The following is a 24,925-nucleotide window of genomic DNA, read 5'->3' on the forward strand; positions in this document are numbered from 1 at the left end:
GTCGCATGGAGAGGTGGAATCCCGATTCGGCACTTGCCGGACAGTCACCATCAATTGAAATGTCTGTGCTGCGATCCGGCGCGATTATTATTGCCGTCACCGGCTTTTTGTGGCAGGTTGAATCGGCTGTTCGTTCTGTCCCCTTTGAAAACTTTCTGAGCCACTGGTTCCCTTTTGCATCACTGCTCATATTCATTCTCAGCGATATGTTGTTGATTTGGGCTGTGATTAATAATACGCGGCGAGGCCTTATTACCGCACTGCGTGTGCCGATGTACATCATGTTGGTTTTCCTGATGTTGGTTTCAACCTATTGGGATCTCCCTCATAACCTCGTTGGAAATGCGCTCTGGTATAGCCCATTTTCAGGTTTAGCCCTCGCTGCATTTGCTCTGACAGTGCCACTCCACATCAGTTTGTCCGTGATGGTATTTGTTCCCGGACTTATTGCGGTCATTAATTCGTGGTTGCTGGGACACACTTTTTGGCTCGACATGTTGTCGGATGTTGGTTTCAATCTCATCAACACTTTTCCATTTGTGATTATTGCAGGCTCTGCACAACCCGTCGCAAGGCTTATTGACTTCACCTACGAGAACTCTCGGAAGGTCAATGAGAGAGCGGAGCGTATGCGTGTCCGCGGCGAGGCGATGAGCAGCTTCAACGCCTATGTCCATGACTATGTATTGGCCGCACTGTCTGCAATCGGTAAGGGCTCTAAGATTGACTTCTCGCTAGACGAGCAGACTGGGCTGTTTTTCTCGCCTCGGCAAACAGTAAGCGGTAGAGCTTTTGCTGAGGCTGTACGGGCGCAATTGATGTCGGTGAGCCCCGACATTTCGGTAACGCTAGACACCAGCGAAGAAGGCGGTCCAGTTCGGCTGCCAGGAGAAGTTGCTAACACGTTCCTATTAGCCGCAACCGAGGTGGCAAATAATGCCAAGCGTCACGCAGGTGCCGCAGCGGAAAAGAAATGCCACATTCGTGTTGCCTCGGGAGAGGTGTCCATTGATTTTCGTGACGATGGCACCGGGTTCGACCCCGAGGGAATTGACCCGCATCGTGCAGGTATCCGGTTGAGCGTTAAAGGGCGAATGGAGGCCCTTCGCGGTGGAGATGCTCTCGTTAATTCAAAGCCTGGGAAAGGTACTCAGGTTATTCTCAAATGGCACGGTAATACCTCTCCTGTGGAAGAGGAAGATGTAGTCGATTCCTCCGCTCACACGACATCGCTGTATGACCTCATGGGAATGTCAATTGTTTTTTCCTGGCAGTTCTACGGCGCGATCGTCGGCGTGTTGTTCATGGTTCTAGTCAGTAATGGACAATTATTTACCGCGGCCGGGCAAATCAGTCTGGCATTAGCGATCGGCCTTCTCGGGCTGATTATGTATGGCCGCCATTCACAATTGCCGTTAGCCCGTGCAATCGTAACTGGTGTCGCGATCGTTGTATTAGCTGTGGTGGGGCTCTACCAGCCCATTCCAAATAATTTGGAATGGTCGTATTTCTGGCACTTTAGCTTAATTTCTTTTGCATCTGCATTGCTCTCCATCCGCGGCCGCCCCTGGGTTGCGCTGAATTCAGTGCTCGGTGGCGCGATCATGGTGGAGCTTCTCAAGTTCTTCCCCTTTGCCCCCTCGGATACGACCCACATCAGTATCTCTGGAGTTGACCTGTTAGTTCGCTCCGTGATGTTGGTCGCGGGAATTTTGACGTCCATCATGGTCCGCTTTTTTATGCGCACCGTTCCGCAGTCTATTCAGGATTATAATCGTGCGCTGTACGCTGCCGGGGCCGCAAAAGAGTACGAAATTAGCAGCCAGAGTAACTACGAATGGCTGCAGCGCCGGGTCGGCCCCATTTTTAGCGCCGCTGCAGTTTTGGAAGAACCGACCCCGCGACTGCAGTTGCGTGCGCGGCTTACAGAGCAGCTTCTCCGAGACGTCCTACGTTCGCCGCATCTAAATGTTGGGTCCCTTCACCAAGCTGTTTGGGATGCCCGCGCAAGAGGTGTTCATGTCCGGCTCCTCGATGACCGCAATCACACGCAGGCCGTTTCCGATAGCACCGATGTGCGCCGTATTCCGCTTGTCGACGACGATTCCGCGGTGGCCAAGTTGATGCCGAACTTCCTCGAAGCAATCGATAACGCCGAAGAAGGATCGGTAACAATTCGCCTATTGCCCCCGGGCAGACGTGCATTTGCATCTATTTCTGATGACAATGGAGTGCAAAGGTTTGATGAAGCCGGTGAGAGGATAGTGATGTCACGTGACTAGGGAGAATATTGCGGGAATGAGCAATGCTTCCATTGACGTCTCGGCTGCAATTGACTCCGACAACATCGGAGATTACAGCGTGCAGTCGGATCGTTTGCTTCGCGTTGCTGCGATTGATGATCATGCCTTGACTCTGCAGGGGCTCGAAACCCTGCTTTCTGCAGAGCCAGACTTTGAGCTCGTCGGCTGTTATCAAACTGTGCCGGAGCTACTGGCCGATGTGGGCACCGATGACCGCCTGGATGTGGTCGTGCTGGATCTACGGCTGGCGGATAATTCAGATCCAGCGCAGAACGTTCTGTCGCTGGAATTGGTTACCGATCACGTGCTCATCCTCTCGTCAGCTGAAAGCCCATACCTTGTCCGAAAGGCAGTGCGTACCGGAGTGATGGGGGTTGTGCAAAAATCGGAAACCCGGGAGACAATCGTGTCTGCAGTACGGCTGGCGGCACTTGGCAAGGGTGCGCTGACTACAGAATGGGCATCGGTAGTTGACTCTGATCCCCTGCTCGACTCTGTCGATTTGTCGGAACGCCAGCGTGAGGTACTGGAGCTTTACGCCTCCGGTGAGTCGACGAAGCGAGTCGCGTCGATGACAGGGCTGACACCGAACACCGTGTTGGACTACTTGGGTCGTATTCGAGCCAAGTATGCGGCAGCTGGCCGGGCCGAGAACAGCCTTAACAAGTCGGAGATGTATAGGCTCGCTCAGCAGGACGGTTACCTGCCAGGGCCAATGGATCCGTCTTAAGCCAGCTCGACGATTTCCATGTAGTCGTCGCTCCAGAGGTCTTCGGTGCCGTCGGGAAGCACGATGACGCGCTCGGGCTCTAGCGCCTTGACCGCACCTGGATCGTGGGTAACCAGAACGACGGCCCCGGTGTAAGTGCGAAGTGCATCGAGAACCTGTTCGCGGGACTGCGGGTCGAGGTTGTTAGTGGGCTCGTCGAGAAGCAGGACGTTTGCGCGGGAGCTAACCAGCGTCGCCAGCGCCAGACGTGTCTTCTCACCACCGGAGAGGGTTCCCGCTGGCTGCTGCAGCTTGTCGCCGGAGAACATAAAGGCACCGAGCAGGCTCCGCAGTTCCGGCTCGTTGACGTCAGGGCAGGCGTAGACCGTGTTTTCCCAGACAGTCTTGTCCGGGTCAATCGTGTCATGCTCCTGGGCGAAATAGCCGATGCGCAGGCCGTGGCCGGAGACAATGCCGCCTTCGCCATCGGTGCGCTCCACACCGGCGAGTAGCTTCAGCAGAGTCGTCTTACCAGCGCCATTGAAGCCGAGGACAACCACGCGGGACCCCTTGTCAATCGCAAGATCCACACCGGCGAAGACTTCCAACGAACCATACATCTTGGTCAGTCCCGTGGCGTTGAGCGGAGTCTTGCCACAGGGCGCCGGCTCGGGGAAGGAAATGTGGGCGACCTTATCCTCGACGCGGACTTCGTCGAGACTGTCCATCATGCGCTCAGCACGAGCCACCATCTGCTTGGCCGCACGGGCCTTCGTCGCCTTCGCGCCTAGCTTCTCGGCCTGCTTGCGCAGTGCGCTGGCTTTCTTCTCCGCGTTAGCGAACTCACGGCGACGTCGAGCCTCATCGGTCGCGCGTGCCGACAGGTAGTTCTTCCAGCCCATGTTGTACACATCAGCTTCGGCGCGCACCGCATCGAGGAACCAGACTTTGTTACACACGGCCTCGAGCAGCTCGACATCGTGCGAAATCATAATCAAGCCGCCCTCATGCTTACTGAGGAATTCGCGCAGCCAGGTAATCGAATCCGCATCGAGGTGGTTCGTCGGTTCGTCGAGAAGCAGCGTCGTGGCGGACTTGCCCGAGCCTTCGGTAGCGGCGAAGAGAATCTGCGCAAGCTCGACGCGGCGGCGCTGACCACCCGAAAGCGTCTTCAGCGGCTGGTCGAGTACGCGCTCCGGCAACCCCAGCGCGTCGCAAATGCGGGCTGCCTCGGCGTTCGCCTCGTAGCCGCCGAGGTCGTGGTAGCGCTCCTCGAGACGCGAAAACTTCCGAATCGCCGCATCGCGTTTCGTGTCAGTGGTCGCGGTCTCCATGATCTCCTGTTGGCGATCCATGCTGCGGCGGATTTGGTCAAGACCTCGCGCCGACAGCACACGGTCGCGGGCGGAGATGTCGATGTTGCCCTCGCGCGAGTCCTGTGGCAGGTAACCAATCGAGCCAGAGCGCACTACTGAACCGCCATAGGGTTCAGTTTCACCGGAGAGAATACGCATAGTCGTCGTTTTGCCAGCACCATTTCGCCCGACGAGTCCAATCCGGTCTCCCGGCTGGACGCGCAGCTGCTCACCCGGCGCAGTGAGCAGGGTACGGGCGCCGACTCGGACTTCAAGGTCATGGGTCACAATCACGAACGAGTAGCCTACCAGTTATGACTTCATTTCCCGTGACCGCCTCCGTCGTCGGCCTCGGGCCCGCCGGAAGAATCGCCGCCCACCGCGCATCCGCTCGCGGCTGGGATGTCACCGCTTACGACCCCGCCGGTGGCACACTGCCCTCGACGATTGGTCTCTGGTGCGACCAACTCCCCGACTGGTTGCCCAGCGATTTCCTCGCCGCCACTTTTCAACCCAGCGTCATTCTTGTCGACGGCACCGAACGTCAGCTCACCCGCACGTACGGCGTTGTTAACAACGACTGCCTGCAAAAACTTGGCGGTTTCCGCATCGAACGCCGCTCGCTCACCGATTCCGAATCCACGGGTGCTGACATCACGATTGTCACCACCGGGCGCGCACACGCCGCAGTCGGGCGAGGTGGGCAGGTACGGCAGCTTGCCATCGGGCACATCTTTTCGCTTGACGACGTCCCTAGCGCCCACCGCCGCGCAGTCCTCATGGACTTCACTCCAGCAGACCTGAATGCCCCAGAGACAGAGCCGGCTAGTTTCTCCTATCGCATTTTCTTGGATGACAGGACCTTCCTCATTGAAGAGACCATCCTCGCTACTCCGACTCCTATGGTTGCCGGGCATCTCGACGAAACCGGTGCGGCAGTCGGCACCGGCGGTAAGGCCGATGACTCCGTACTTCTAGAGCTGTTGCGGAGACGCCAAAAAGCACGGTTGAAGTCCCTGGAGCTCTCGGAAGATCTGGCCATTGACGAAGAAGTGGTGTCCTTTCCCCTACTGGCAAACTTTCCCTCTCGCCGCGGTGCCTTGACGCACAACGGACCATCCATGGGCACCCTCTTCGGCTTTGCAGGCGGTTGGATGCATCCTGCCACTGGTTACTCGGTGGAGTCGGTTATCGAAGATGTCGACCGTTTCTTGGCCGATATGGAAAAGAAGGGAAGCCGGTCGCTGGGGACGTCGTTAAGCATGCGATTGCAGCGATGGCTACGCGAACGTGGACTCGCGGCGTTGCTGGGGTTCGATGCACGACAGACGGGTGCGTTTTTTCGGGCGTTCTTTTCGTTGCCGGAGAAGGACGTGTTTGCCTATTTGATAGGGACATCCCCACTGACGACGCTTCGCGCTATGGCGAAAGTGGCAGTGCCTTTGCTGAAAAAGAGTCCGCGAACGTGCGGAAAGCTCATCGCAGGGTTTATGCGGGGACCTGGGAGATGGAGAAATCGTTGACGGGAAGCATATACATCAGCCGATTTGTGGGGTGATACCAACAATTAAAGCGGTGTGGTTTTTGCATTCACCGGAGTGGAAACGCTTATGATAAGTGAATGACTTCGACGCAATCTGAGGAGAATTCCTCACACAACCATAAGCTTCAGCGCAGGCTGAGAGCTCGCCACCTGAACATGATTGCCATTGGCGGTGCCATTGGCACGGGCCTGTTTGTTGCCTCCGGTGCGACCATTTCGCAGGCCGGTCCAGGCGGTGCGCTCATCGCTTACGCCCTTATCGGCATCATGGTGTGGCTGGTTATGCAGTCTCTCGGCGAGATGGCCGCCTACCTGCCAGTGCCCGGTTCCTTCCAGGAGTACGGTCGCCGATACGTCTCAGAATCCTTCGGCTTTGCCATGGGCTGGAACTACTGGTTTAATTGGGCGATTACTGTGGCCGCAGAGCTCGTCGCTGCTGCACTGGTGATGCGCTATTGGTTCCCGGATGTGCCTTCAATCGTCTGGTCCGCGCTCTTCCTCGCGATTCTATTCGGGCTGAATGCCCTGTCCGCACGTGCATTCGGCGAGGGTGAGTTCTGGTTTGCGACCATCAAGGTCATTACCGTTATCGTCTTCCTCGTTCTTGGTGTCGGCATGATTTTCGGCATCTTGGGTGGGTCCTCCCCCGGCTTTGAAAACTGGACCACGGGCGATGCCCCATTCGTCAACGGCGGAATGGGACTGCTGGCCGTTTTCGTCGTAGCTGGCTATTCCTTCCAGGGCACCGAGATGGTTGGTGTAGCAGCAGGTGAGGCTGAAGATCCTGAGCGCACGATTCCCCGCGCGATTCGCACTATCTTCTGGCGTATCTTGCTGTTCTACATCGGTGCCATCGCTGTTATTGGTTTCCTTATTGCGTACACGGACCCGAATCTTCTGAATGCCGCCGAGGACAATATTTCCATTTCACCGTTCACCCTGGTCTTTGAACGCGCAGGTATCGCGATTGCCGCTGGCCTGATGAACGCTGTCATTCTGACTTCGGTGTTGTCCGCGGGTAACTCCGGTATGTATGTGTCCACTCGTATGCTGTTTTCCCTGGCCCGTCAGGGACACGCTCCGCGTTACTTTGGCAAGCTTTCTGGGCATGGCGTTCCGCTGCGCGCTCTGATTGCCACCGCTGTCATCGGTATGGCTGGCTTCATTACCTCATTGGTAGGCGATGGTGTGGCGTACACCTTCTTGCTGACGCTGTCTGCGCTCGCGGGCTTTATCACCTGGTTTGGTATCTCTTTCAGCCACTACCGCTTCCGCAAGTGTCTGAAAGCCCAAAATATCCCGTTGGATTCGCTTCCCTACAAGGCGAACTTTTTCCCCGCCGGTGCTGTGCTGGCACTGATTATGTGCTTCTTTGTGGTGGCAGGACAGGCACTTGATCCGATCCGTACTGGCGAAAATATCTTTGCTATCCTCACTCCGTACCTGGGTATTCCGGTATTCGTCCTGCTGTGGTTCATCCATAAGAAGGTCACGGGCTCCAAGCTCGTTGACCCGGCCACCGCAGACATGACTCGCGAATAGCTGCGAAGGGCTGTGAATAGATGCGAGTAGCTATGCATCTCGCATCTAACTCTCACAACTTGGATTAGCAGTCGAAGACAATAGCGACCCCACCTGGCACTTTTCAGTGCCAGGTGGGGTCGTTTTTAACTCCGAGTCGGACAGCTTGAAAAAATTGCGGGGATGCTCGTGTGAATACGGGCTGCAGATGTGAAACTGTGCAAGTTTATGACGCTTTCAGGCCATTTTTTGAGCCATTTTTGACATAAATGCAGTCAGTAACTCGCATCGACCCGCCGCCGGCCATAAACGTAGTCAGTAACTCAAGGCAAACGAAAAAGAGCCTAGCTGAACGAGCCAGGAGCTCGTCGCTAAGCACTTTTAACGTAGCGGTTCTCTAATCACCGCTGTCACTGATCATCTAGACCGAGAAGCCGAGAGCGCGCATTTGCTCGCGGCCTTCCTCGGTAATCATGTGTGGGCCCCATGCCGGGGACCAGACCCAGTTGAGGCGGAAGTCGCGGATACCCTCGACCTTCATGACCTCAGAGGCAGTCTGGTCGGTGAGCATATCGGTCAGCGGGCAGGCCGGGGACGTGAGTGTCATGAAGATAGCGGCAATGTCGCCTTCTTCAATCCAGATGTCATAAACCAGGCCCAGGTCCACGACGTTGACTCCGAGCTCCGGGTCAACAACCTCGTACATAGCCTCTTCAACCTGGATGGCGAGCTTGTTATCGGCTTCGGTCTGCTCCGGCGCCGGCGGGACGGTGATGGACTCGTACGCATCCCCCTCATCGATTGGAGCGCCAGTGGTCATGGTGTCCTCGTCGACAGCGTCAGGCTGTGCGGGCGAGGTGGCGTCAATAGCGTTTGGTTCAGTCATGGTGGTGGCCTTCCTCGTCAGCGGTAACAGTTACAGTCGCGGTACCAACGCCGTTGCCTTCAGCGGCGTTGGCCAGAGCCTCAGCGGTTGCGGCCTGGAAAGCTTTCCAACCGAGAAGTGCGCACTTCACGCGGGCAGGGTACTTAGAGACACCAGCGAAGGCAATGCCATCGCCGATAATGTCCTCGTCGCCTTCAATCTTGCCGCGGGACGTGACCATCTTCTCGAACTCGGTGAGTTTGGCCATGGCCTCGTCGACAGTCTTGCCGACAATCTCCTCAGCCATAACTGAGGTGGAGGCCTGTGAGATAGAACAGCCCACGGCGTCATAGGAGACGTCATTGACGACGGTGAGGTCGTCGTTCAGGGTGACGCGAAGCGTGAGTTCATCGCCACACGACGGGTTGACATGGTGCACTTCCGCGTTGAAAGGCTCCCGCAAACCCGCGTGCTGCGGATGCTTGTAGTGATCCAGGATGACTTCCTGGTACATCTGCTCGAGCTTCATGTCCCTCTCCTTTCTTAAAGTTACGGGGTGACACCGAAGAACTTCTGGGCGTGGCGCACTGCGTCGGCAAGCGCCTGAACGTCCTCTTCCGTGTTGTAGATGTAGAAGGATGCCCGGGCGGTCGACTGAGCGTTGAGAATCTGGTGAATCGGCCACGCGCAGTGGTGTCCGACGCGGATGCACACGCCCTGGTCGTCGAGAACCTGGCCAAGATCGTGCGGGTGAATGCCCTCGACCTTAAAGGACACAGCAGAGCCACGCTGCTCTGGGGTAGTCGGACCGATGATGGTCACGCCGTCAATTTCCTGCAGCTTTTCCAGCGCGAGCGCGGTCAGGCGGTGCTCATGAGCCGCCACCTTATCCATACCGATGGCATCCAAGTACTTCACCGCAGCACCAAGGCCGACGACCTGAGAAGTCATCATGGTTCCCGCCTCAAAGCGCTGCGGAGGCGCTGCGAAGGTGGTCTTCTCCATGGTGACGACCTCAATCATCGAACCACCAGTGAGGAACGGTGGTAGTGCCTCCAGCAGTTCCCGGCGAGCGTAGAGCGCACCGACCCCGTTGGGGCCGAGCATCTTATGGCCGGAGAACGCTAGGAAATCCACATCGAGATCCTTGACATCGACAGGCATATGCGGCACCGACTGGCAAGCATCGAGGACTACCAAAGCACCGACCTCACGAGCACGGCGCACCATTTCCTTCACATCGGTGACTGCACCGGTGACGTTTGACTGATGGGTAAAGGCCACAACCTTGGTCTTTTCGCTGAGCTCCAGCGAGTTCATGTCAATGCGGCCGTCCTCAGTCACGCCGTACCAACGCAGTGTCGCGCCAGTGCGACGAGCGAGCTCCTGCCACGGCACTAAATTCGCGTGATGCTCCAGCTCAGTGACGACAATCTCGTCACCTTCGCCGACCTGGTACTGACCTGCGCGGTCGTCGCCAAGCACAAATGCCACTGTGTTCAACGCTTCGGTGGCGTTCTTGGTGAAGACCAGCTCGTCGTAGTCGGCGCCGATGAAGCCTGCGATGGCTTCGCGAGCATCTTCGTAGGCGTCCGTGGCCTCCTCAGCAATCTCGTAGGCACCGCGGTGCACCGGGGCGTTGTGGTGGGTTAGAAACTCCACCTCAGCATCGATGACCTGTTGCGGGCGCTGCGAGGTCGCTCCGGAGTCCAGGTAGACTAGCCGCTTTCCGTCACGAACAGTACGCGACAGAATCGGAAAGTCCTCGCGGAGTGATGGGCTGAGTAGTTCGGCGTTAGGCATTGATGAACTTCTCGTAGCCGTGCTCTTCCAGCTCGTCTGCGAGCTCCGGGCCACCGGAGGTGATGAAGCGACCATCGTGGAAGACGTGAACGTAGTCCGGCTTCACGTAGTTCAGGATGCGCTGGTAGTGAGTAATGATCAGGATGCCGCCGTCGTTTTCATCCTGGTAGCGGTTAATGCCGTCGGAGACGACGCGCAGAGCGTCGACGTCAAGGCCGGAGTCGGTCTCGTCCAGGATGGCGAACTTAGGCTTCAGTAGGTCGAGCTGCAGAATCTCGTGACGCTTCTTCTCGCCACCGGAGAAACCCTCGTTTACGGAGCGCTCGGAGAACGACGAATCGATCTCCAGGTCAGCCATTGCCTCACGGACCTCCTTGACCCAGTGGCGCAGCTTCGGAGCTTCGCCACGGACAGCGGTTGCTGCAGAGCGCAAGAAGTTGGACATGGACACGCCGGTGACCTCAACCGGGTACTGCATCGCCAGGAAGAGGCCAGCCCGAGCGCGCTCATCGACGCTCATCTCCAGCACGTTCTCGCCGTCGAGCAGGATCTCGCCTTCGGTGACTTCGTAACGCGGGTGACCTGCGATGGTGTAGCTCAGGGTGGACTTACCGGAGCCGTTCGGCCCCATCACAGCGTGGGTCTCGCCAGAGTTGATCGTCAGGTTGACGCCTTTCAAAATCTCCTTGGGCTCAGCGGACTCGTCGGTCGGCAGCACCTGCGCGTGGAGGTTACGGATTTCCAAAGTGCTCATAGTGAAATCTTTTCCTTTAATCGGTGTAAGTGGCCTGCTCCCCCGGTGCTACCGGGGTGACAGGGCGGAAATAGGGTGAGAAAGAAGATAAGCGGTTAGAAGCCAGCGGTGTTGAGCTCTTCGTCAACGAGTTGCTCAAGCTTCTCGCGAACGGACTCGACCGGAATCAGGTTGATGACCTCGCTGAAGAAGCCGCGAACCACCAGACGGCGGGCTGTCATTTCGGGGATACCGCGGGAGAGCAGGTAGAACAGCTGTTCCTCGTCGAAGCGACCAACGGTAGCAGCGTGACCAGCACCAGCGATTTCACCGGTTTCGATTTCCAGGTTCGGAACTGCGTCGGCACGCGCGCCCTCGGTGAGTAGCAGATTGCGGTTCAGCTCATAGGTATCGGTGCCCGTGGCCTCTGCACGAATGAGCACGTCTCCCACCCACGCGGTGCGGGCCTCACGATGAGCGACATTCGGCTCGCCCTGCAGCGCGCCCTTGTACATGACGTTGGAGCGGCAGTTCGGCACAGCGTGGTCTACCAGCATGCGGTTTTCGAAGTACTGACCGCCATCGGCGAAGTACACGCCCAGCAGGTCGACGTCGCCGCCCGGAGCAGTGAATGCAACGCGCGGAACGATACGGACAACCTCGCCACCGAAGGTCGCGACGGTGTGGCGCAGCGTGGCATCACGGCCGACGCGAATATGGTGAGCAGAGCCGTGAACTGCATCTTCGTTCCAGTTCACCATGGTCACGATGCTCAGCTTGGCGCCGTCGCCGATTACGAACTCAATGTTGTCCGCGAACGTGCCGCTGCCACGGTAGTTAATCACGCAGACGGCCTCGGCGTGGGACTGCACATCAATGACGATATGGCCATAGGAAACGTTGTCCTCGCCCGGGCCATCGATGTCAATGACGACCGGTTCCTTGGAAACCGAATTCTTCGCGAAGGTCACGATGTGCGCATCGTCGAAGTTGGAGTACGCCTGTGCTGCCACGCGATCCGTCGGGGTACCGGCGCGGCCAAGGCGTTCGTCGTCACGCTTGACGACGTCCACAGCGACACCATCCTGACCGGCAGTCTCGACCGAAATCGACGCTGCAACCGGATCGGCGGCGGTGCCGTTGTGGAGACCGCGAAGTTTGCGCAGTGGTGTGAACTTCCACTCCTCATCCTTGCCATGCGGCACGGAGAAGTCCTCCACGTTGAAAGATGAGAAAACGTCGCCCTTGTTCGCCAGCACGCGGCGGCTATGAGCAGCCTGGTTTTCGTTGTTAATCGTCGTAGTCATAGGTATTAACCGACCGAACCTTCCATCTGCAGTTCAATGAGGCGGTTGAGCTCGAGGGCGTATTCCATCGGGAGCTCCTTGGCAATGGGCTCGACAAAGCCACGCACGACCATGGCCATTGCATCTTCTTCTTCGATGCCGCGGCTCATCAGGTAGAAAAGCTGATCGTCAGAGACCTTGGAAACCGTTGCCTCGTGGCCGAGGGTGACGTCGTCCTCGCGGACATCCACGTACGGGTACGTGTCCGAGCGCGAAATCGTGTCGACCAGCAGTGCGTCACACTCGACGTTGGAGTGTGAGTGCTTAGCGCCCTTGTTGACCTGCACCAGACCGCGGTAGGCAGCGCGGCCACCGTTGCGGGCCACGGACTTGGACACGATGTTGGAGCTCGTGTGCGGAGCCATGTGCACCATCTTGGCGCCGGTGTCCTGGAACTGGTCCTCGCCAGCCATAGCAACGGACAGCACCTCGCCCTTGGCGTGCGGACCAGTCATCCACACTGCCGGGTACTTCATGGTGACCTTGGAACCGATGTTGCCGTCAATCCACTCCATGGTTGCACCCTCTTCGCACTTGGTGCGCTTGGTAACCAGGTTGTAGACGTTGTTCGACCAGTTCTGAATTGTGGTGTAGCGGCAGCGGCCGCCCTTCTTCACGATGATCTCCACAACAGCCGAGTGCAGCGAGTCAGACTTGTAAATCGGAGCGGTACAGCCCTCGACGTAGTGCACGTAGGCATCCTCGTCGACAATAATGAGCGTGCGCTCGAACTGTCCCATGTTTTCCGTGTTGATACGGAAGTATGCCTGCAGCGGGATGTCCACGTGGACGCCCTTTGGGACGTAAATGAAGGAACCGCCCGACCACACTGCGGTGTTAAGCGCAGAGAACTTGTTGTCGCCAGCAGGAATAACGGTGCCGAAGTACTCCTTGAATAGCTCCGGGTGTTCCTTCAGCGCAGTATCGGTGTCCAGGAAGATAACGCCCTGGCTCTCCAAATCCTCGCGAATCTGGTGGTAGACAACCTCAGATTCGTACTGAGCGGCGACACCGGCGACCAAGCGCTGCTTCTCCGCTTCCGGAATGCCGAGCTTGTCGTAGGTGTTCTTAATATCCTCCGGAAGGTCTTCCCAGGTCTGGGCCTGCTTCTCGGTGGAGCGAACGAAGTACTTAATGTTGTCGAAGTCGATGCCCGACAAATCCGCGCCCCAGGTGGGCAGCGGCTTGCGGTCGAAGATTTCCAGAGCCTTCAAGCGACGCTCGAGCATCCACTCAGGCTCGTTCTTCTTAGCCGAGATATCGCGAACGACCGCTTCAGATAGGCCGCGCTTCGCGGAAGCGCCAGCGGTATCCGGGTCGTGCCAACCGAACTGGTAGGCACCAATAGACTCAATAATCTCTTCGTCAGTCTGCGGAGTGGCAGCCTTCGTGGATTCAGCCACGTCGGTGGAGTTCTCATGGGCGAGGGTCATTGTCCGCTCCTTTCATGTGGCAATTCAGTAAGTGTCTTTGTTACGGGAGTGAGTGGGATATTTGTGGTGCAGATACCGTTTCCATCAGCGATAGTCGCCAACGGTTGGGTGTGCTGCCCTAATAATTTACTAACGGCTTCATGCTCCGCCGCGCAGAGCTCCGGAAACTCGGAGGCTACGTGACTAATTGGGCAATGGTGCTGGCAAATCTGCACGCCGCCAGTGTTCTGGTTGATAGTTGCCGCGTATCCGGCCCGTCGGAAAGCATCGACGACGGCCTCTACGACCTCTTCCTTCTCCGCGTTCTGCCCCACAGGGGTGACGCCGAGCAGAATGTCATCAATGCGCTGACGGGCAAACTGGGCAACTGCCTGCTCACCGCCGGCCTTGCGCAGTGCGGTCAGAGCTGCGCTAGCAAGATCGTCGTAAGCGTGTCCGAATCTAGCGCGGCCCCGGTCTGTCAGGCGGTAGGACTTTGCTGGCCTGCCTCGACCCCGGGGGCCAGTACTGGGTGCCGAAGCGGTTTCGGCGAGACCTTCGTCCACCAGAATGTCAATATGGCGACGGACTCCTGCAGCGGATAGTCCCAGGGTGTCAGCGATAAAAGTCGCGGACGCCGGGTTGTGTTCCAGAAGCAATTGGAGAATGCGCTTGCGCGTATCACCGTCATTGACGGTCGGCTTCCGATCAGCCATGACTGGTGAGTCACCTCCTGCGATTGGACTGCTGGATTATAAAAAGGTGTCTAGGTGGCTCAGCGAGGCAAATATCCCACTTGCGCCGCTGGTGTATTAGACAACACAATTGTGTCGTAATTGGTGCATAAAGTCCAACGCATTTAAATATCAATGCAACGTCGCTGATTAGAACGCCCTTTCGGCGTGTCGAATCGTCTACTATGTGACCTTGTGAAAACTAACCGACCCGCCTCGCGCCGCTCGTCCACCTTCGACGATGCTCTCGGGGTGCGTGACGCCATTCCAAAAATTGGTCTGGCCGGTTCCAGGTCGGCAACCCTCCACCAAGGCTCAGAACAGCCGCTCCAACACCGCATCAATTACCGCGAACTTCGACGCTTCACCTGGCTGCGTTGGCTGGGTGCTCTCGGGTCGGTGTTTATTATGGTCGCCGGGATTGGCGCAGGCGCGACACCGGTGGTTGGAAATGAGTTTTGGGGTACACCACTCGGTCTAATCCTCGGTCGAATGTTGGTGGCAACGACAATCGTCACCTTCGTGGGGATTGGCATGTTAGTCGCAGCCTGGTTGGGTGTCGGAGCTTTCGTTCTGGCCGGTGCGCGGACTCGCGTCACCGCGGTGACCACTCCGATGCTCATACGCACCTACGCCGCATGGGTATTGCCCTTGGTGTTTACCGCTCCCCTGTTTACGCAGGATATCTACTCCTATTTGGCGCAGGCTGCAATTGTGGAGCGGGGTATGGATCCCTATCTCGCAGGACCTGTTGACCTATTGGGAGCCAACGACCCACTGGCCCGATCGGTGCCATTGATTTGGTCGCACTCTCCGAGCCCATACGGCCCCACAGCCCTCGCAGTGGCATGGGGTATCGCCAAGATAACCAGCGACGGGGTGATTGCTTCCGTCTTTCTACACCGACTCGTCGCCATCGTTTCGCTTCTCGTGGTGTCCTGGGCGCTGGTGCAGCTTGGTCGCCGCTGCGGAGTTAGCTCTCAGTTCACCCTATGGCTGGGCACGCTCAATCCGCTGGTATTGCTGCACCTGGTGGGAGGTATTCACAACGAGGCCCTGCTGCTTGCACTCCTGCTCGTTGGCCTCGAACTGTGTCTACGCGCTATCCACGGCCCTGCGCAATCGATGGAGCCCGATGAGCTGCCAGAACCCGGACCAATCGGACACGAGAACCAAAGCCGAGGAAGATCATGGGCACTGTATGCAGGCGGTATTGTGCTCATCAGCCTCGCCGGAATGGTCAAAGTTACCGGTTTCGTGGCGCTCGGCTTTGCCGGCATGTGGCTGGCCAGAAAATTCGGCAGCACCTGGAAGGCCGTTGCTCTTTCCGCAGTAGTGACGGGCACAATAACCGTCGTCACGGCAGTCGTTGTTTCCTTAGGAACTGGTCTGGGCTTTGGTTGGATCACCGCGCAAGGTGGCGCCGCGACGGTGCGCAGTTGGATGTCGCTAACTACCCTGCTCGGGATCATCGCTGGTTTCTTCGGGAGGCTCCTGGGGCTCGGCGATATCAGCGACAGTGCTTTGCTGTTTACCCGCGGCATTGGTGTAGCGCTAGTGGCTGCCTGGCTCCTACGCATGCTGTTAGCGACGTTCCGTGGTCGCATTCACCCGCTCGGCGGCTACGGCCTGGCGATGTTCGCTCTAGTAATCCTCTTCCCCGTCGTGCACCCCTGGTACCTGCTATGGGCCATCGTGCCGCTGTCCGCTTGGGCCAACCGGGTACAATTTCGCATTGCCGTGGTTCTGTACTCGGCAATTTTCAGTTTTGTAGTACTACCACGCGGCCTGGGGTTGCCTCCGGGCACCGTCGCTCAGATTTACCTACTGGCGTTGGTATTCTTCGTCGCAGTCATGCTCGTCATCTTGGCGTACTCGACGCGATCTAAGGTATTTCGCCTTCATTAAAACTGTGAGATTAGACTGACTAACCGTGAATAACGCTGCCAATTCTCCTGCTCTGCGCCTTGAGAACGTAACGAAGAAATTCGATGACGTTGAGGCTGTATCAGACCTTTCGCTTTCCCTGGATCGAGGTAGGGTTCTTGCGCTTCTCGGCCCCAACGGCGCTGGTAAGACCACAACCGTTGAAATGTGTGAGGGCTTCATCAAGCCGGATGAAGGGCGAATTCGCATTCTCGATCTCGACCCGGTCACTCAAACCACAGCACTGCGCAGCCGCATTGGCATCATGCTCCAGGGCGGAGGTGCCTACCCCGGTGTTCGCGTTGGCGAAATGCTGAACCTCGTTGCCAGTTACTCCGCAAATCCACTGGACACTGATTGGCTCCTTGAAGTCGTAGGCCTAGAACGCCATCGTAAGACGAACTACCGCAGGCTCTCGGGTGGTCAGCAGCAGCGACTGTCGCTCGCATGCGCCCTGGTCGGACGTCCGGAGCTGGTGTTCCTCGACGAGCCGACAGCAGGCCTCGATGCCCAGTCCCGTCTAGCCGTCTGGGACCTCATCTCGTCGCTGCGCCGGGATGGGGTCACCGTAGTCCTGACAACGCATCTGATGGACGAGGCCGAATCGCTTGCCGACGACGTTGCGATTATCGACCGAGGCCATTTAGTTGTGGCCGGCACCACCGAGGAAATCACTAGCGCAGGCGCATCGGCGCTCCATGGGACGTCGTCAAGCACTGCTATGAAGGTCAGCGTTCGAGGCAGCCTTGACTTCGAAGAGGTCAACCGCAGCTTTAGCGAGTCTGGTCTTTCGCAGCGTCTGCAGCTTTCTGGCGGTGGAGAGTTCTCCCTGATTGGTGAGGCTTCACCGCGCGCCCTGACTGTATTGGCGCAGAGTTGCGAGCGACAAGAGGTGTTGATCACCTCGTTGAATAAGGCGACGCAATCGCTTGAAGATGTCTTCTTGCAGATCACTGGAACGGAGATGAGGAGCTAATGACTACCGCACCGAGGTCTGATGCCTCCCGCTTTGCTAAGGGCACTTTCGCCCCGGAGCCGCAGCGTTCGGACATGGCGACGTTGGTCATGTCGCAGGCGTGGTTGGAGACGAAGCTCTTCTGGCGGCACGGTGAGCAAATGCTCCTCACCATCATTATCCCGTTGGCGATGCTCATCGGACTGGTGATGGTGCCTGTGTTGGAACTCGATGATCCGCTCGAGCGCATCTTCCCCATGGTGCTGGCGATTTCCGTCATGTCTGCAGGGTTTACCGGGCAGGCAATTGCCGTGGGCTTTGACCGTCGTTACGGAGCCCTGAAGCGCATCGGTGCCTCAGGCGTGCCACCGTGGGGCATTATTGCAGGCAAGATTGTGTCGGTCTGCACTACTGTCACGTTGCAATACATACTGTTCAGCCTCGTGGGGCTCGCTCTTGGCGCAGAGCTCTCGATTGGCGGCTGGCTGTTGGCTTATGTGGGGATGCTTCTGGGAACGTTCGTTTTTACTTCATTGGGCTTGCTCATGGGCGGCACGTTGGGGGCCGAGCTAATCCTAGGTCTCGCCAACCTGATCTGGTTCCTCCTTATTGGTGCTACTACTTATGTGGCCGTCGCACCGTCGCTAGATGACATCAGCTCTGTACTGCTACACCTCTTGCCGTCCGTCGCGCTTACCGACGTGATCTCCGCGGCATTGGCCATGTCCGTCCATTGGTCAGCTGTCGGGGTGCTGATTGTGTGGGGTGTCCTTGGCGCTGCACTGGCGGCTCGCTGGTTCCGTTTTGATATGCCGAATGACTAGGAATCTATCGGGGAGTCTGCATAGAAAAGCGCAGCCCAACGCAGGGGTTTCGCTTATTACCATTTTCCGCCAGCATGGGTAGAATTTCTTAATGTGAATACTGCAGATCGAAGTTTGCCCCTATCGTTTTTGCCGCTGACACCAATCGGGCGCCAGAAGCTCTATGCCCTGCTGGTTTTGATTGCACAGGCGGCAATTGCGGTAACCGGTTCTATCGTCCGAGTTACTGGTTCAGGTCTCGGTTGTGCTTCGTGGCCTGAATGTCACCCAGGCAGCTTCGTTCCTGTCGCGGGGGAAGCAGAAATGCTCCATCAGATTATTGAGTTTGGCAACCGGCTGCTCACCTTTGTGCTGGTTGCTCTGACACTTCTGCTCTTCCTTTCGGTTATGCGTGTCGGTCGCCGTCAGGAAATCAAGTTGCTGGCCTTCCTCAACGGTCTCGGCGTTATCGTCCAGGCTGTTATCGGCGGTATCTCCGTTTGGGTTGACCTGAAGTGGTACGCCGTAGCGTTGCACTTCCTGCCTTCGATGATTCTGGTCTGGCTCGCTGGCATGCTTTTCGTCAAGATTTCTGAGCCTGACGACGGCACTGCTACCCGCATGTACCCGCGCTATCTGCGCTATTTGGCTGCCGCCTCCGGCCTGGCCCTGACGATGACGCTGATTACCGGAACTATGGTCACCGGTGCCGGACCACACGCTGGCGATGCTTCGGTGCTCCCGGAGGATCGCCTCCAGCTACCGATTGTTGACCTGGCGCATATCCACGCTGGTTTTATGTACCTCTACCTTGGCCTGGTTATCGGCCTCATTTTCGGTCTGCTGGCCTCGGAAGCCTTTGCACCTGTGCGTAAGGTTGCCATCGCACTCGTTGTGTTCATTTTGGCGCAGGGCGTAGTTGGAATGATTCAGTATTGGTCCGGTGTACCGGAGGCATTGGTGCCGGTTCACGTTGCCGGATCTGGTATCTGCACCGCTTTGACTGCAGTACTTTTCCAGCACGGTTACCGCACTGTCGGTGGGAGCGCAGAAGTCACTGGCTCGCTTGAAGGCGATGCGGCTGCCGCCACTGTTGCTTCGGAGAAGAACGTCGAGGTTACCGCGTAGCTAGCTGCCGGTCAGCGGCTGTATTAACCACTGTGGTTACCGGCTGTTGATTCCTGCTTGAACCGCCTAAACACGCGCTTTGGTTGTGCGTGTTTAGGCGGTTCTGCTGTCTGCTCGGCTCCGTGTGCTCGGATGTGCGTTTCCCAGTGGCTAGCGGGCTGCGCGGGCTGCGCGGGCGGTGCAAGGGGGCGGTCTGCCCACCTATCGATCCGAGTTACTGACTATGTTTATGACAGAAATCGCGCGAAAAATTGCCTGAAAGTGGCATAAACTCGCACAGTTTCACGTTTGCAGCCCGTGCCCATCTCCACACACAAAAAGAGGCCCTTCCCGCAACCGGAAAGGGCCTCTTCAAAGGAGCTCAGCAGCTGACCTAGAACATGCTCGAAATTGTCTGCAATCCGAGTACGGCATCGAGAGAAAGCGCCACACAGACGATAGACAAGTAGTTGTTCGACATGAAGAACAGCTTCATCGGCTTGATCTTGCCACCGGTCTTAACGTGGCGGTGCAGGTCAATGGCGCCCCACAGGAACCAGGCACCAGCGCCAACGGCGCCAATCAGATAGATCCAACCAGCGTACGGAACCAACAGCAGAGTGGTGATCACGGTCGCGGCGGTGTAGTAAATAATGCGCTTGGAAACGACGATTGCCGGCTTGACCACTGGCATCATCGGCACGCCAGCGGCCTTGTAGTCCTCCTTGTAGCGCAGGCCCAATGCCCAGGTGTGCGGCGGAGTCCAGAAGAAGATAAGCAGGAACAGGATGAATGCCTGCCACCAGTGAGCGAGCCCCGTAATCTCCGGGTTGTTGTCAGTGATTACGGCCCAGCCGACCATCACCGGCATACACCCCGCAGCGCCACCCCAAATTACGTTCTGATCAGTACGGCGCTTCAGCCACAACGTGTAGACGAAGATGTAGAAGGCAATCGTAATCAGAATGAAAACGGCGGCCAGCAGCGAGTTACACAGCAACCACAGCCATAGGAACGACGCAATCATCAAGACAGTGCCGAAAATCGCTGCCGCTCGACGGCTAACCTGGTTGCGCGCGAGCGGGCGACGGCGAGTACGGCGCATCTTCTGGTCAATGTCGTAATCCATGACCATGTTGAAGGTGTGCGCAGCCGCTGCACCCAGCCAACCACCGAACAAGGTGAGAAGAATCAGTCCAACGTGAACATGACCGCGATCAGCCTGAAGCATTGCGGGAATGGCCGCGACGAGCAGGAGCTCGATAATTCTTGGCTTAGTCAGTGCAATATACGCCTTGACTGTTTCCAACAAAGCAATGTCCCTTTCACGCGCCATAAACAAACCCCCCGTTTACAGATAGTCGGATGTAACGGTCGGAAAGTTCCCGACGAGTTTTTCCGCAAAATTAAATGAGGGGCAGGCAATCAGTTTACCGGTAATCATAACGGTTCCAATAATGACCGTCGTAAAGCATGTGCGGCGCGCCCTCTGAGACTTATCTCTCAGCTATTCGGCCCGGTTTGAACCCGGAGCGCGCAATCCTAGTTAGTATGGAGGAGAATTTTACTAATCCATTTGGATACTAGGAGTCATTCACGTGACACTGTCGACTGAGCATGAAGCACGGGTTGTGCGCAACTACCCCTCGGACTGGTCTGACTTGGATACGAAGGCCGTAGATACGGCCCGTGTGCTGGCTGCAGACGCCGTTGAAAAGGCAGGTTCGGGGCACCCCGGCACTGCGATGAGCCTCGCACCGCTGGCTTACTCTCTTTACCAGCGCGTTATGCGCCATGACCCGAAGGATACGAAGTGGATCGGCCGTGACCGTTTCATTCTCTCCTGTGGTCACACCTCTCTGACGCAGTACGTCCAGCTCTACCTCGGCGGTTTTGGCCTGGAGCTCGATGACCTGAAGGCGCTGCGTACGTGGGATGCACTCACCCCGGGTCACCCGGAGTACGGCCACACTGACGGCGTGGAAATCACCACTGGCCCGCTGGGTCAGGGGCTGGCGTCGGCTGTCGGTTTTGCCATGGCTTCGCGACGGGAACGTGGGCTGTTCGACCCGGAAGCTGCTCCGGGTGAGTCTCCGTTCGACCACTACGTGTACGTCATCGCTTCTGATGGTGACGTTCAGGAGGGTGTCACTGCCGAGGCCGGCTCGCTGGCCGGCACTCAGCAGCTGGGCAACCTGATTGTCTTCTGGGATGACAACGGCATCTCCATCGAGGACGACACCACCATTGCTTTCACCGAGAATGTCGCGGATCGCTACCGTGCTTACGGCTGGCAGGTCATTGAGGTCGACGGCGGCGAGGACGTCGCAGCACTCGAGGCTGCTGTCGAGGAGGCCAAGAAGGATACGGAGCGTCCGACCTTCATTCGCGTTCGCACTGTGATCGCTTACCCGGCTCCGACGAAGATGAACACCGGCGCTTCGCACGGTGCTGCTCTTGGTGGCGAGGAGATTGTCGGCATCAAGGAAGCTCTCGGCTTCGATACCGACAAGAGCTTTAACGTCGCTGACGAGGTCATTGAGCACACCCGCAAGCTGGTTGAGCGTGGTGCTGAGGCTCACGCACAGTGGCAGGTCAAGTTCGACGAGTGGGCTGCGGCTAACCCGGAGCGCAAGGCTCTGCTGGACCGTCTGACCGCTGGCGAGCTGCCGGAGGGCTTCGACGCTGAGCTGCCGACCTGGGAGCCGGACGAGAAGGGCGTTGCTACCCGCAAGGCCTCTGAGGCCGCGCTGCAGGCACTGGGCAAGACCCTGCCGGAGCTGTGGGGTGGCTCGGCTGACCTGGCTGGCTCCAACAACACCGTCCTGAAGGGTGAGCCGTCCTTCGGCCCGAAGTCCATCACCACCGGTACCTGGACCACCGACCCGTACGGCCGCAATCTGCACTTCGGTATCCGTGAGCACGCCATGGGCTCGATCCTCAACGGCATTCTGCTCCACGGTGGCACCCGTCCGTACGGCGGCACCTTCCTTATCTTCTCGGACTACATGCGTCCGGCTGTCCGCCTAGCATCGCTGATGGGCATCTCCCCTATTTACGTCTGGACTCACGACTCCATTGGTCTGGGCGAAGACGGTCCGACGCACCAGCCTGTTGAACAGCTGGCTTCGCTGCGCGCTATCCCGGGTGTGTCCACTGTCCGCCCGGCTGACGCTAACGAGACCGCTCAGGCTTGGGCCGCTGTTCTTCAGGGCGAGGCAGGCCCGAAGGCTCTGGCCCTGACCCGCCAGAACGTTCCGGTCTTGGAAGGTACCAAGGAGAAGGCCGCTGAGGGCGTCCGTCGTGGTGCGTATGTGCTTGTCGACGGTGCCAAGGAGACCCCGGACGTCATCCTGATGGCTACCGGTTCGGAAGTTCACCTCGCTGTCGAAGCTGCTGACAAGCTGGCTGAGGAAGGCGTCAGCGCCCGCGTTGTCTCCGTTCCGTGTCTTGACTGGTTCGAGCAGCAGGACGATGCCTACCGCGAGCAGGTTCTGCCGAAGTCCGTCCGCGCTCGTGTCTCGGTTGAGGCCGGTATTGCAATGCCGTGGTACCGCCACCTGGGTGATGCTGGTCGCGCTGTCTCCCTGGAGCACTTCGGTGCATCGGCTCCGTACAAGGAGCTGTTCGAGAAGTTCGGCATCACAGCAGAGGCTGTTGTCGATGCCGCCAAGGAGTCCATCGAGGCTGCTAAGTAAGTTTGTTAAAACCTGGCGCTATCGGCCGTTGTCGGGACGGGATTTGTGAAAACCGTACCGCGCTCCGGTAGCGCCAGTATTGTTTGTGACGCACAGTAGTTTAAGGACATACAACTTTTAGCGAAGTCTTTAGGCAACGAAGCGGTATTGACAGAAAGGCGTTAAACACTATGGGAAACACCACGATGGAAGCGCTCGCCAAGGTAGGGACTTCGGCGTGGCTCGACGATCTTTCGCGCCAGCGCCTCACCTCGGGCGATTTGAAAAATCTTATTGAAGAGCTTCGGGTTGTCGGTGTCACTACTAACCCGGCAATCTTCTCTTCGGCGATGACCGCCGGTGAGGATTACGACTCTCAGCTGGCGCAGCTCACTGCAGAGGGTGCGAACCCGGCAGATGCTGTGTTCGCGATGGCAATCGACGACGTCCGCGATGCCTGTGACCTTTTCGCTGGTGTATCCGAAGAAACCGACGGTGTCGATGGCCGTGTTTCCATCGAGGTCGATCCTCGCTACGCCGACAACTACGAGGCCACGATTGCGCAGGCCCGTAAGCTCTGGGAGCGCGTCGGCAAGCAGAACGCGATGATTAAGATTCCGGCGACCGATGCTTCCCTGCCGGCTGTCACCCAGGCTCTGTCCGAGGGAATCTCGGTAAACGTCACCCTGATTTTCTCGGTGGAGCGTTACCTGCAGGTCATTGATGCGTTCATCGAGGGCATTGAGCGTGCGAAGGACAACGGCGTGGACCTGGCTTCGGTTCACTCTGTTGCGTCGCTGTTTGTTTCCCGCGTTGACACCGAAATCGATGCTCGCCTGGACAAGATCGGCTCCGTGGAGGCCCTGGCTCTGCGCGGCAAGGCTGGTCTGGCCAATGCCCGTGCAGCTTACGCCAAGTTCGAGGAGACTTTCTCGGCGCAGAATATTCGCTGGGCACAGCTGGAAAACGCCGGTGCTAAGCCGCAGCGCCTGCTGTGGGCTTCGACCGGTGTGAAGAACCCGGCTTACCCGGACACCCTCTACGTCACTGAGCTGGCTGCACCGCAGACTGTGAATACCATGCCGGAGAAGACGCTGCGTGCTACTGCGGGCTTCGAGGGCGAGGTTCGCGACGCCGTCAGCGGCCAGGGTGACGCAGCCAATGCCGTTATGACTCAGCTCAGCGAGATTGGCATCGACCTCGATGACGTCTTCGCTGTCCTGGAGCGCGAGGGCGTGGAGAAGTTCGTGGACTCCTGGCAGTCCTTGCTCGAGTCGATTGCACAGCGCATGGAGCAGCTGAAGTAAGCCTGCTGATTATCTAGGTGCCTGTTGGTAGTGGCTGCGTTTCTGGCTGGCGCCAGCAGGTCGCCTGGCGATCCGAGTTACTGACTGCGTTTATGTCAAAAACGGCCCGGTAGGGTCAGGCGGTCATTGCATCATGGATAACACCAGAGATTACCTCCCGGGGAGTTAACCCGTCGAGCACTACCCGTGGCCGGTTATTCAGCAATGCTTCCGCCTCGGCGACCTCTTGGTCGGTGACATCGGTAAAGTTGGTGCCTTTGGGGAAATAAAACCGGATATCCCGGTTCATCCGCTCATTGCTACCTCGCTGCCACGGCGAATGCGGATCGGCGAAAAACACCTGGATATTCTCCGCGACAGAAAACTCGGTGTGTTTGGCAAACTCCACTCCCTGATCCCAGGTCAACGTCGAAATCGTGGTGTCCATCGACTCTTTGAGCCGACGAATCATCCGTACCATCACCTCATTGACACTGGCGGCAGTATGGTCAGTGCCGAGTCTGCCGAGCAGCACAAACCTGCTGCGGCGTTCCACCAACGTCGCTAAAGCACTGGTGCCATCTGCGCCAATAATCAAATCGCCTTCCCAATGACCGGGTACCGCACGATCATTGGCTTCGGCTGGGCGAAGTGAAATATTGGCATCATGAGTCCAGCGTTTTCCACGTGGCTTGGGCACCCCGGCTAAAAGCGAGCGGGGTTTACGCCCTGGCCGGGTAGTCCGGCAGGACTTTTCAAACACAAGTTCTTTGCGCAAGCTGCCTGCCCCTTGTACGTAAAGGGCCTGGTAAATCGACTCGTGGCTAATAGTCATGGACGTATTATC

20 protein-coding genes are annotated in these 24,925 nt (G+C 57.8%); 10 read left to right on the forward strand and 10 right to left on the reverse strand.

The annotated features are described in order from the left end of the window. Positions 1-5 precede the first annotated feature (5 nt). Positions 6-2,282, forward strand: coding sequence for a sensor histidine kinase (locus tag ADB08_RS02755; RefSeq protein ID WP_049170602.1), 2,277 nt, complete (start codon positions 6-8; stop codon positions 2,280-2,282). Continuing rightward, complete coding sequence (locus tag ADB08_RS02760; protein WP_239660007.1) at positions 2,275-3,033, forward strand: response regulator transcription factor; 759 nt, start codon at positions 2,275-2,277, stop codon at positions 3,031-3,033. The genes ADB08_RS02755 and ADB08_RS02760 overlap by 8 nt, the downstream gene beginning before the upstream one ends. Here ADB08_RS02760 and ADB08_RS02765 read toward each other — a convergent pair. Next, entirely contained in the window at positions 3,030-4,661 is a 1,632-nt protein-coding gene (locus ADB08_RS02765; RefSeq protein ID WP_038625400.1) for an ABC-F family ATP-binding cassette domain-containing protein, read from the reverse strand. The two genes, ADB08_RS02760 and ADB08_RS02765, sit on opposite strands and share 4 nt — an antisense overlap. A gap of 20 nt (positions 4,662-4,681) precedes the next feature. On the opposite strand from ADB08_RS02765, the gene ADB08_RS02770 reads away from it, so the two are divergent. Both ADB08_RS02770 and ADB08_RS02775 read left to right on the forward strand, forming a co-directional pair. Further along, positions 4,682-5,890, forward strand: coding sequence for a lycopene cyclase family protein (locus ADB08_RS02770; protein ID WP_038625398.1), 1,209 nt, complete (start codon positions 4,682-4,684; stop codon positions 5,888-5,890). Positions 5,891-5,988: 98 nt separating this feature from the next. Next, positions 5,989-7,452: an amino acid permease gene (locus ADB08_RS02775; RefSeq protein WP_049170606.1), complete on the forward strand. Its 1,464-nt coding sequence runs from the start codon at positions 5,989-5,991 to the stop codon at positions 7,450-7,452. Positions 7,453-7,852: 400 nt separating this feature from the next. On the opposite strand, the gene ADB08_RS02780 is transcribed toward ADB08_RS02775, so the two are convergent. From ADB08_RS02780 to ADB08_RS02810, 7 genes are all read right to left on the reverse strand, one after another. Continuing rightward, positions 7,853-8,317: a metal-sulfur cluster assembly factor gene (locus ADB08_RS02780; RefSeq protein WP_038625394.1), complete on the reverse strand. Its 465-nt coding sequence runs from the start codon at positions 8,315-8,317 to the stop codon at positions 7,853-7,855. After that, positions 8,310-8,825 (reverse strand): Fe-S cluster assembly sulfur transfer protein SufU, encoded by a 516-nt coding sequence (gene sufU, locus ADB08_RS02785; protein WP_038625391.1) that lies wholly within the window; start codon positions 8,823-8,825, stop codon positions 8,310-8,312. The genes ADB08_RS02780 and sufU overlap by 8 nt, the downstream gene beginning before the upstream one ends. 20 nt (positions 8,826-8,845) lie before the next feature. Then, positions 8,846-10,099 carry a cysteine desulfurase gene (locus ADB08_RS02790; protein WP_049170609.1) on the reverse strand — a complete coding sequence of 418 codons (1,254 nt, stop codon included), beginning with the start codon at positions 10,097-10,099 and terminating at the stop codon, positions 8,846-8,848. After that, entirely contained in the window at positions 10,092-10,853 is a 762-nt protein-coding gene (gene sufC / locus ADB08_RS02795) for a Fe-S cluster assembly ATPase SufC (RefSeq protein WP_049170611.1), read from the reverse strand. The genes ADB08_RS02790 and sufC overlap by 8 nt, the downstream gene beginning before the upstream one ends. Before the next feature lie 95 nt (positions 10,854-10,948). After that, positions 10,949-12,139 (reverse strand): Fe-S cluster assembly protein SufD, encoded by a 1,191-nt coding sequence (gene sufD, locus ADB08_RS02800; RefSeq protein WP_049170612.1) that lies wholly within the window; start codon positions 12,137-12,139, stop codon positions 10,949-10,951. Positions 12,140-12,144: 5 nt separating this feature from the next. Beyond that, positions 12,145-13,611 (reverse strand): Fe-S cluster assembly protein SufB, encoded by a 1,467-nt coding sequence (gene sufB, locus ADB08_RS02805; protein WP_049170616.1) that lies wholly within the window; start codon positions 13,609-13,611, stop codon positions 12,145-12,147. Beyond that, on the reverse strand, positions 13,608-14,306 hold the full coding sequence (locus tag ADB08_RS02810; RefSeq protein WP_049170619.1) for a helix-turn-helix transcriptional regulator: 699 nt from the start codon (positions 14,304-14,306) through the stop codon (positions 13,608-13,610). The genes sufB and ADB08_RS02810 overlap by 4 nt, the downstream gene beginning before the upstream one ends. Positions 14,307-14,492: 186 nt before the next feature. Between ADB08_RS02810 and mptB the strand changes: the two genes are divergently transcribed. The 4 genes from mptB to ADB08_RS02830 all read left to right on the forward strand — a co-directional run bounded on the left by mptB (position 14,493) and on the right by ADB08_RS02830 (position 19,136). Then, complete coding sequence (gene mptB, locus ADB08_RS02815) at positions 14,493-16,232, forward strand: polyprenol phosphomannose-dependent alpha 1,6 mannosyltransferase MptB (protein WP_049170621.1); 1,740 nt, start codon at positions 14,493-14,495, stop codon at positions 16,230-16,232. Between the two features lie 25 nt (positions 16,233-16,257). Beyond that, positions 16,258-17,226 carry an ABC transporter ATP-binding protein gene (locus ADB08_RS02820; protein WP_049170623.1) on the forward strand — a complete coding sequence of 323 codons (969 nt, stop codon included), beginning with the start codon at positions 16,258-16,260 and terminating at the stop codon, positions 17,224-17,226. Further along, on the forward strand, positions 17,226-18,029 hold the full coding sequence (locus tag ADB08_RS02825; protein ID WP_049170625.1) for an ABC transporter permease: 804 nt from the start codon (positions 17,226-17,228) through the stop codon (positions 18,027-18,029). Before ADB08_RS02820 ends, ADB08_RS02825 begins: the two co-directional genes overlap by 1 nt. 93 nt (positions 18,030-18,122) lie before the next feature. Then, positions 18,123-19,136: a COX15/CtaA family protein gene (locus ADB08_RS02830; RefSeq protein ID WP_016422745.1), complete on the forward strand. Its 1,014-nt coding sequence runs from the start codon at positions 18,123-18,125 to the stop codon at positions 19,134-19,136. A 373-nt stretch (positions 19,137-19,509) separates the two neighbouring features. Here the strand turns inward: ADB08_RS02830 and ADB08_RS02835 are convergent, their stop codons facing one another. Then, positions 19,510-20,424 (reverse strand): heme o synthase, encoded by a 915-nt coding sequence (locus tag ADB08_RS02835; protein ID WP_172954651.1) that lies wholly within the window; start codon positions 20,422-20,424, stop codon positions 19,510-19,512. Positions 20,425-20,713: 289 nt separating this feature from the next. Here ADB08_RS02835 and tkt point away from each other — a divergent pair, with 289 nt between their 5' ends. Both tkt and tal read left to right on the forward strand, forming a co-directional pair. Beyond that, a complete protein-coding gene (gene tkt / locus ADB08_RS02840; protein ID WP_049170630.1) occupies positions 20,714-22,813 on the forward strand; it encodes a transketolase in 2,100 nt (699 codons plus the stop codon). Positions 22,814-22,983: 170 nt separating this feature from the next. Continuing rightward, entirely contained in the window at positions 22,984-24,099 is a 1,116-nt protein-coding gene (gene tal / locus ADB08_RS02845; RefSeq protein ID WP_049170632.1) for a transaldolase, read from the forward strand. A 115-nt stretch (positions 24,100-24,214) separates the two neighbouring features. Here tal and ADB08_RS11270 read toward each other — a convergent pair. Continuing rightward, on the reverse strand, positions 24,215-24,925 hold a 711-nt coding region (locus ADB08_RS11270; protein WP_049170654.1), incomplete at its 5' end, for an IS30 family transposase.

It is taken from the genome of Corynebacterium sp. 239_CJEI (assembly GCF_001055995.1).
In the GTDB taxonomy this organism is placed as follows: Bacteria; Actinomycetota; Actinomycetes; order Mycobacteriales; family Mycobacteriaceae; genus Corynebacterium; species Corynebacterium jeikeium_D.

Excerpts from the sequence above, each read along its gene's own strand:
- ADB08_RS02755 (WP_049170602.1), top strand. The coding sequence starts at position 6 with ATGGAGAGGTGGAATCCCGATTCGGCACTTGCCGGACAGTCACCATCA.
- ADB08_RS02770 (WP_038625398.1), top strand. The coding sequence starts at position 4,682 with ATGACTTCATTTCCCGTGACCGCCTCCGTCGTCGGCCTCGGGCCCGCC.
- ADB08_RS02775 (WP_049170606.1), top strand. The coding sequence starts at position 5,989 with ATGACTTCGACGCAATCTGAGGAGAATTCCTCACACAACCATAAGCTT.
- ADB08_RS02780 (WP_038625394.1), bottom strand. The coding sequence starts at position 8,317 with ATGACTGAACCAAACGCTATTGACGCCACCTCGCCCGCACAGCCTGAC.
- sufU (WP_038625391.1), bottom strand. The coding sequence starts at position 8,825 with ATGAAGCTCGAGCAGATGTACCAGGAAGTCATCCTGGATCACTACAAG.
- ADB08_RS02790 (WP_049170609.1), bottom strand. The coding sequence starts at position 10,099 with ATGCCTAACGCCGAACTACTCAGCCCATCACTCCGCGAGGACTTTCCG.
- sufC (WP_049170611.1), bottom strand. The coding sequence starts at position 10,853 with ATGAGCACTTTGGAAATCCGTAACCTCCACGCGCAGGTGCTGCCGACC.
- sufD (WP_049170612.1), bottom strand. The coding sequence starts at position 12,139 with ATGACTACGACGATTAACAACGAAAACCAGGCTGCTCATAGCCGCCGC.
- sufB (WP_049170616.1), bottom strand. The coding sequence starts at position 13,611 with ATGACCCTCGCCCATGAGAACTCCACCGACGTGGCTGAATCCACGAAG.
- ADB08_RS02810 (WP_049170619.1), bottom strand. The coding sequence starts at position 14,306 with ATGGCTGATCGGAAGCCGACCGTCAATGACGGTGATACGCGCAAGCGC.
- ADB08_RS02825 (WP_049170625.1), top strand. The coding sequence starts at position 17,226 with ATGACTACCGCACCGAGGTCTGATGCCTCCCGCTTTGCTAAGGGCACT.
- tal (WP_049170632.1), top strand. The coding sequence starts at position 22,984 with ATGGGAAACACCACGATGGAAGCGCTCGCCAAGGTAGGGACTTCGGCG.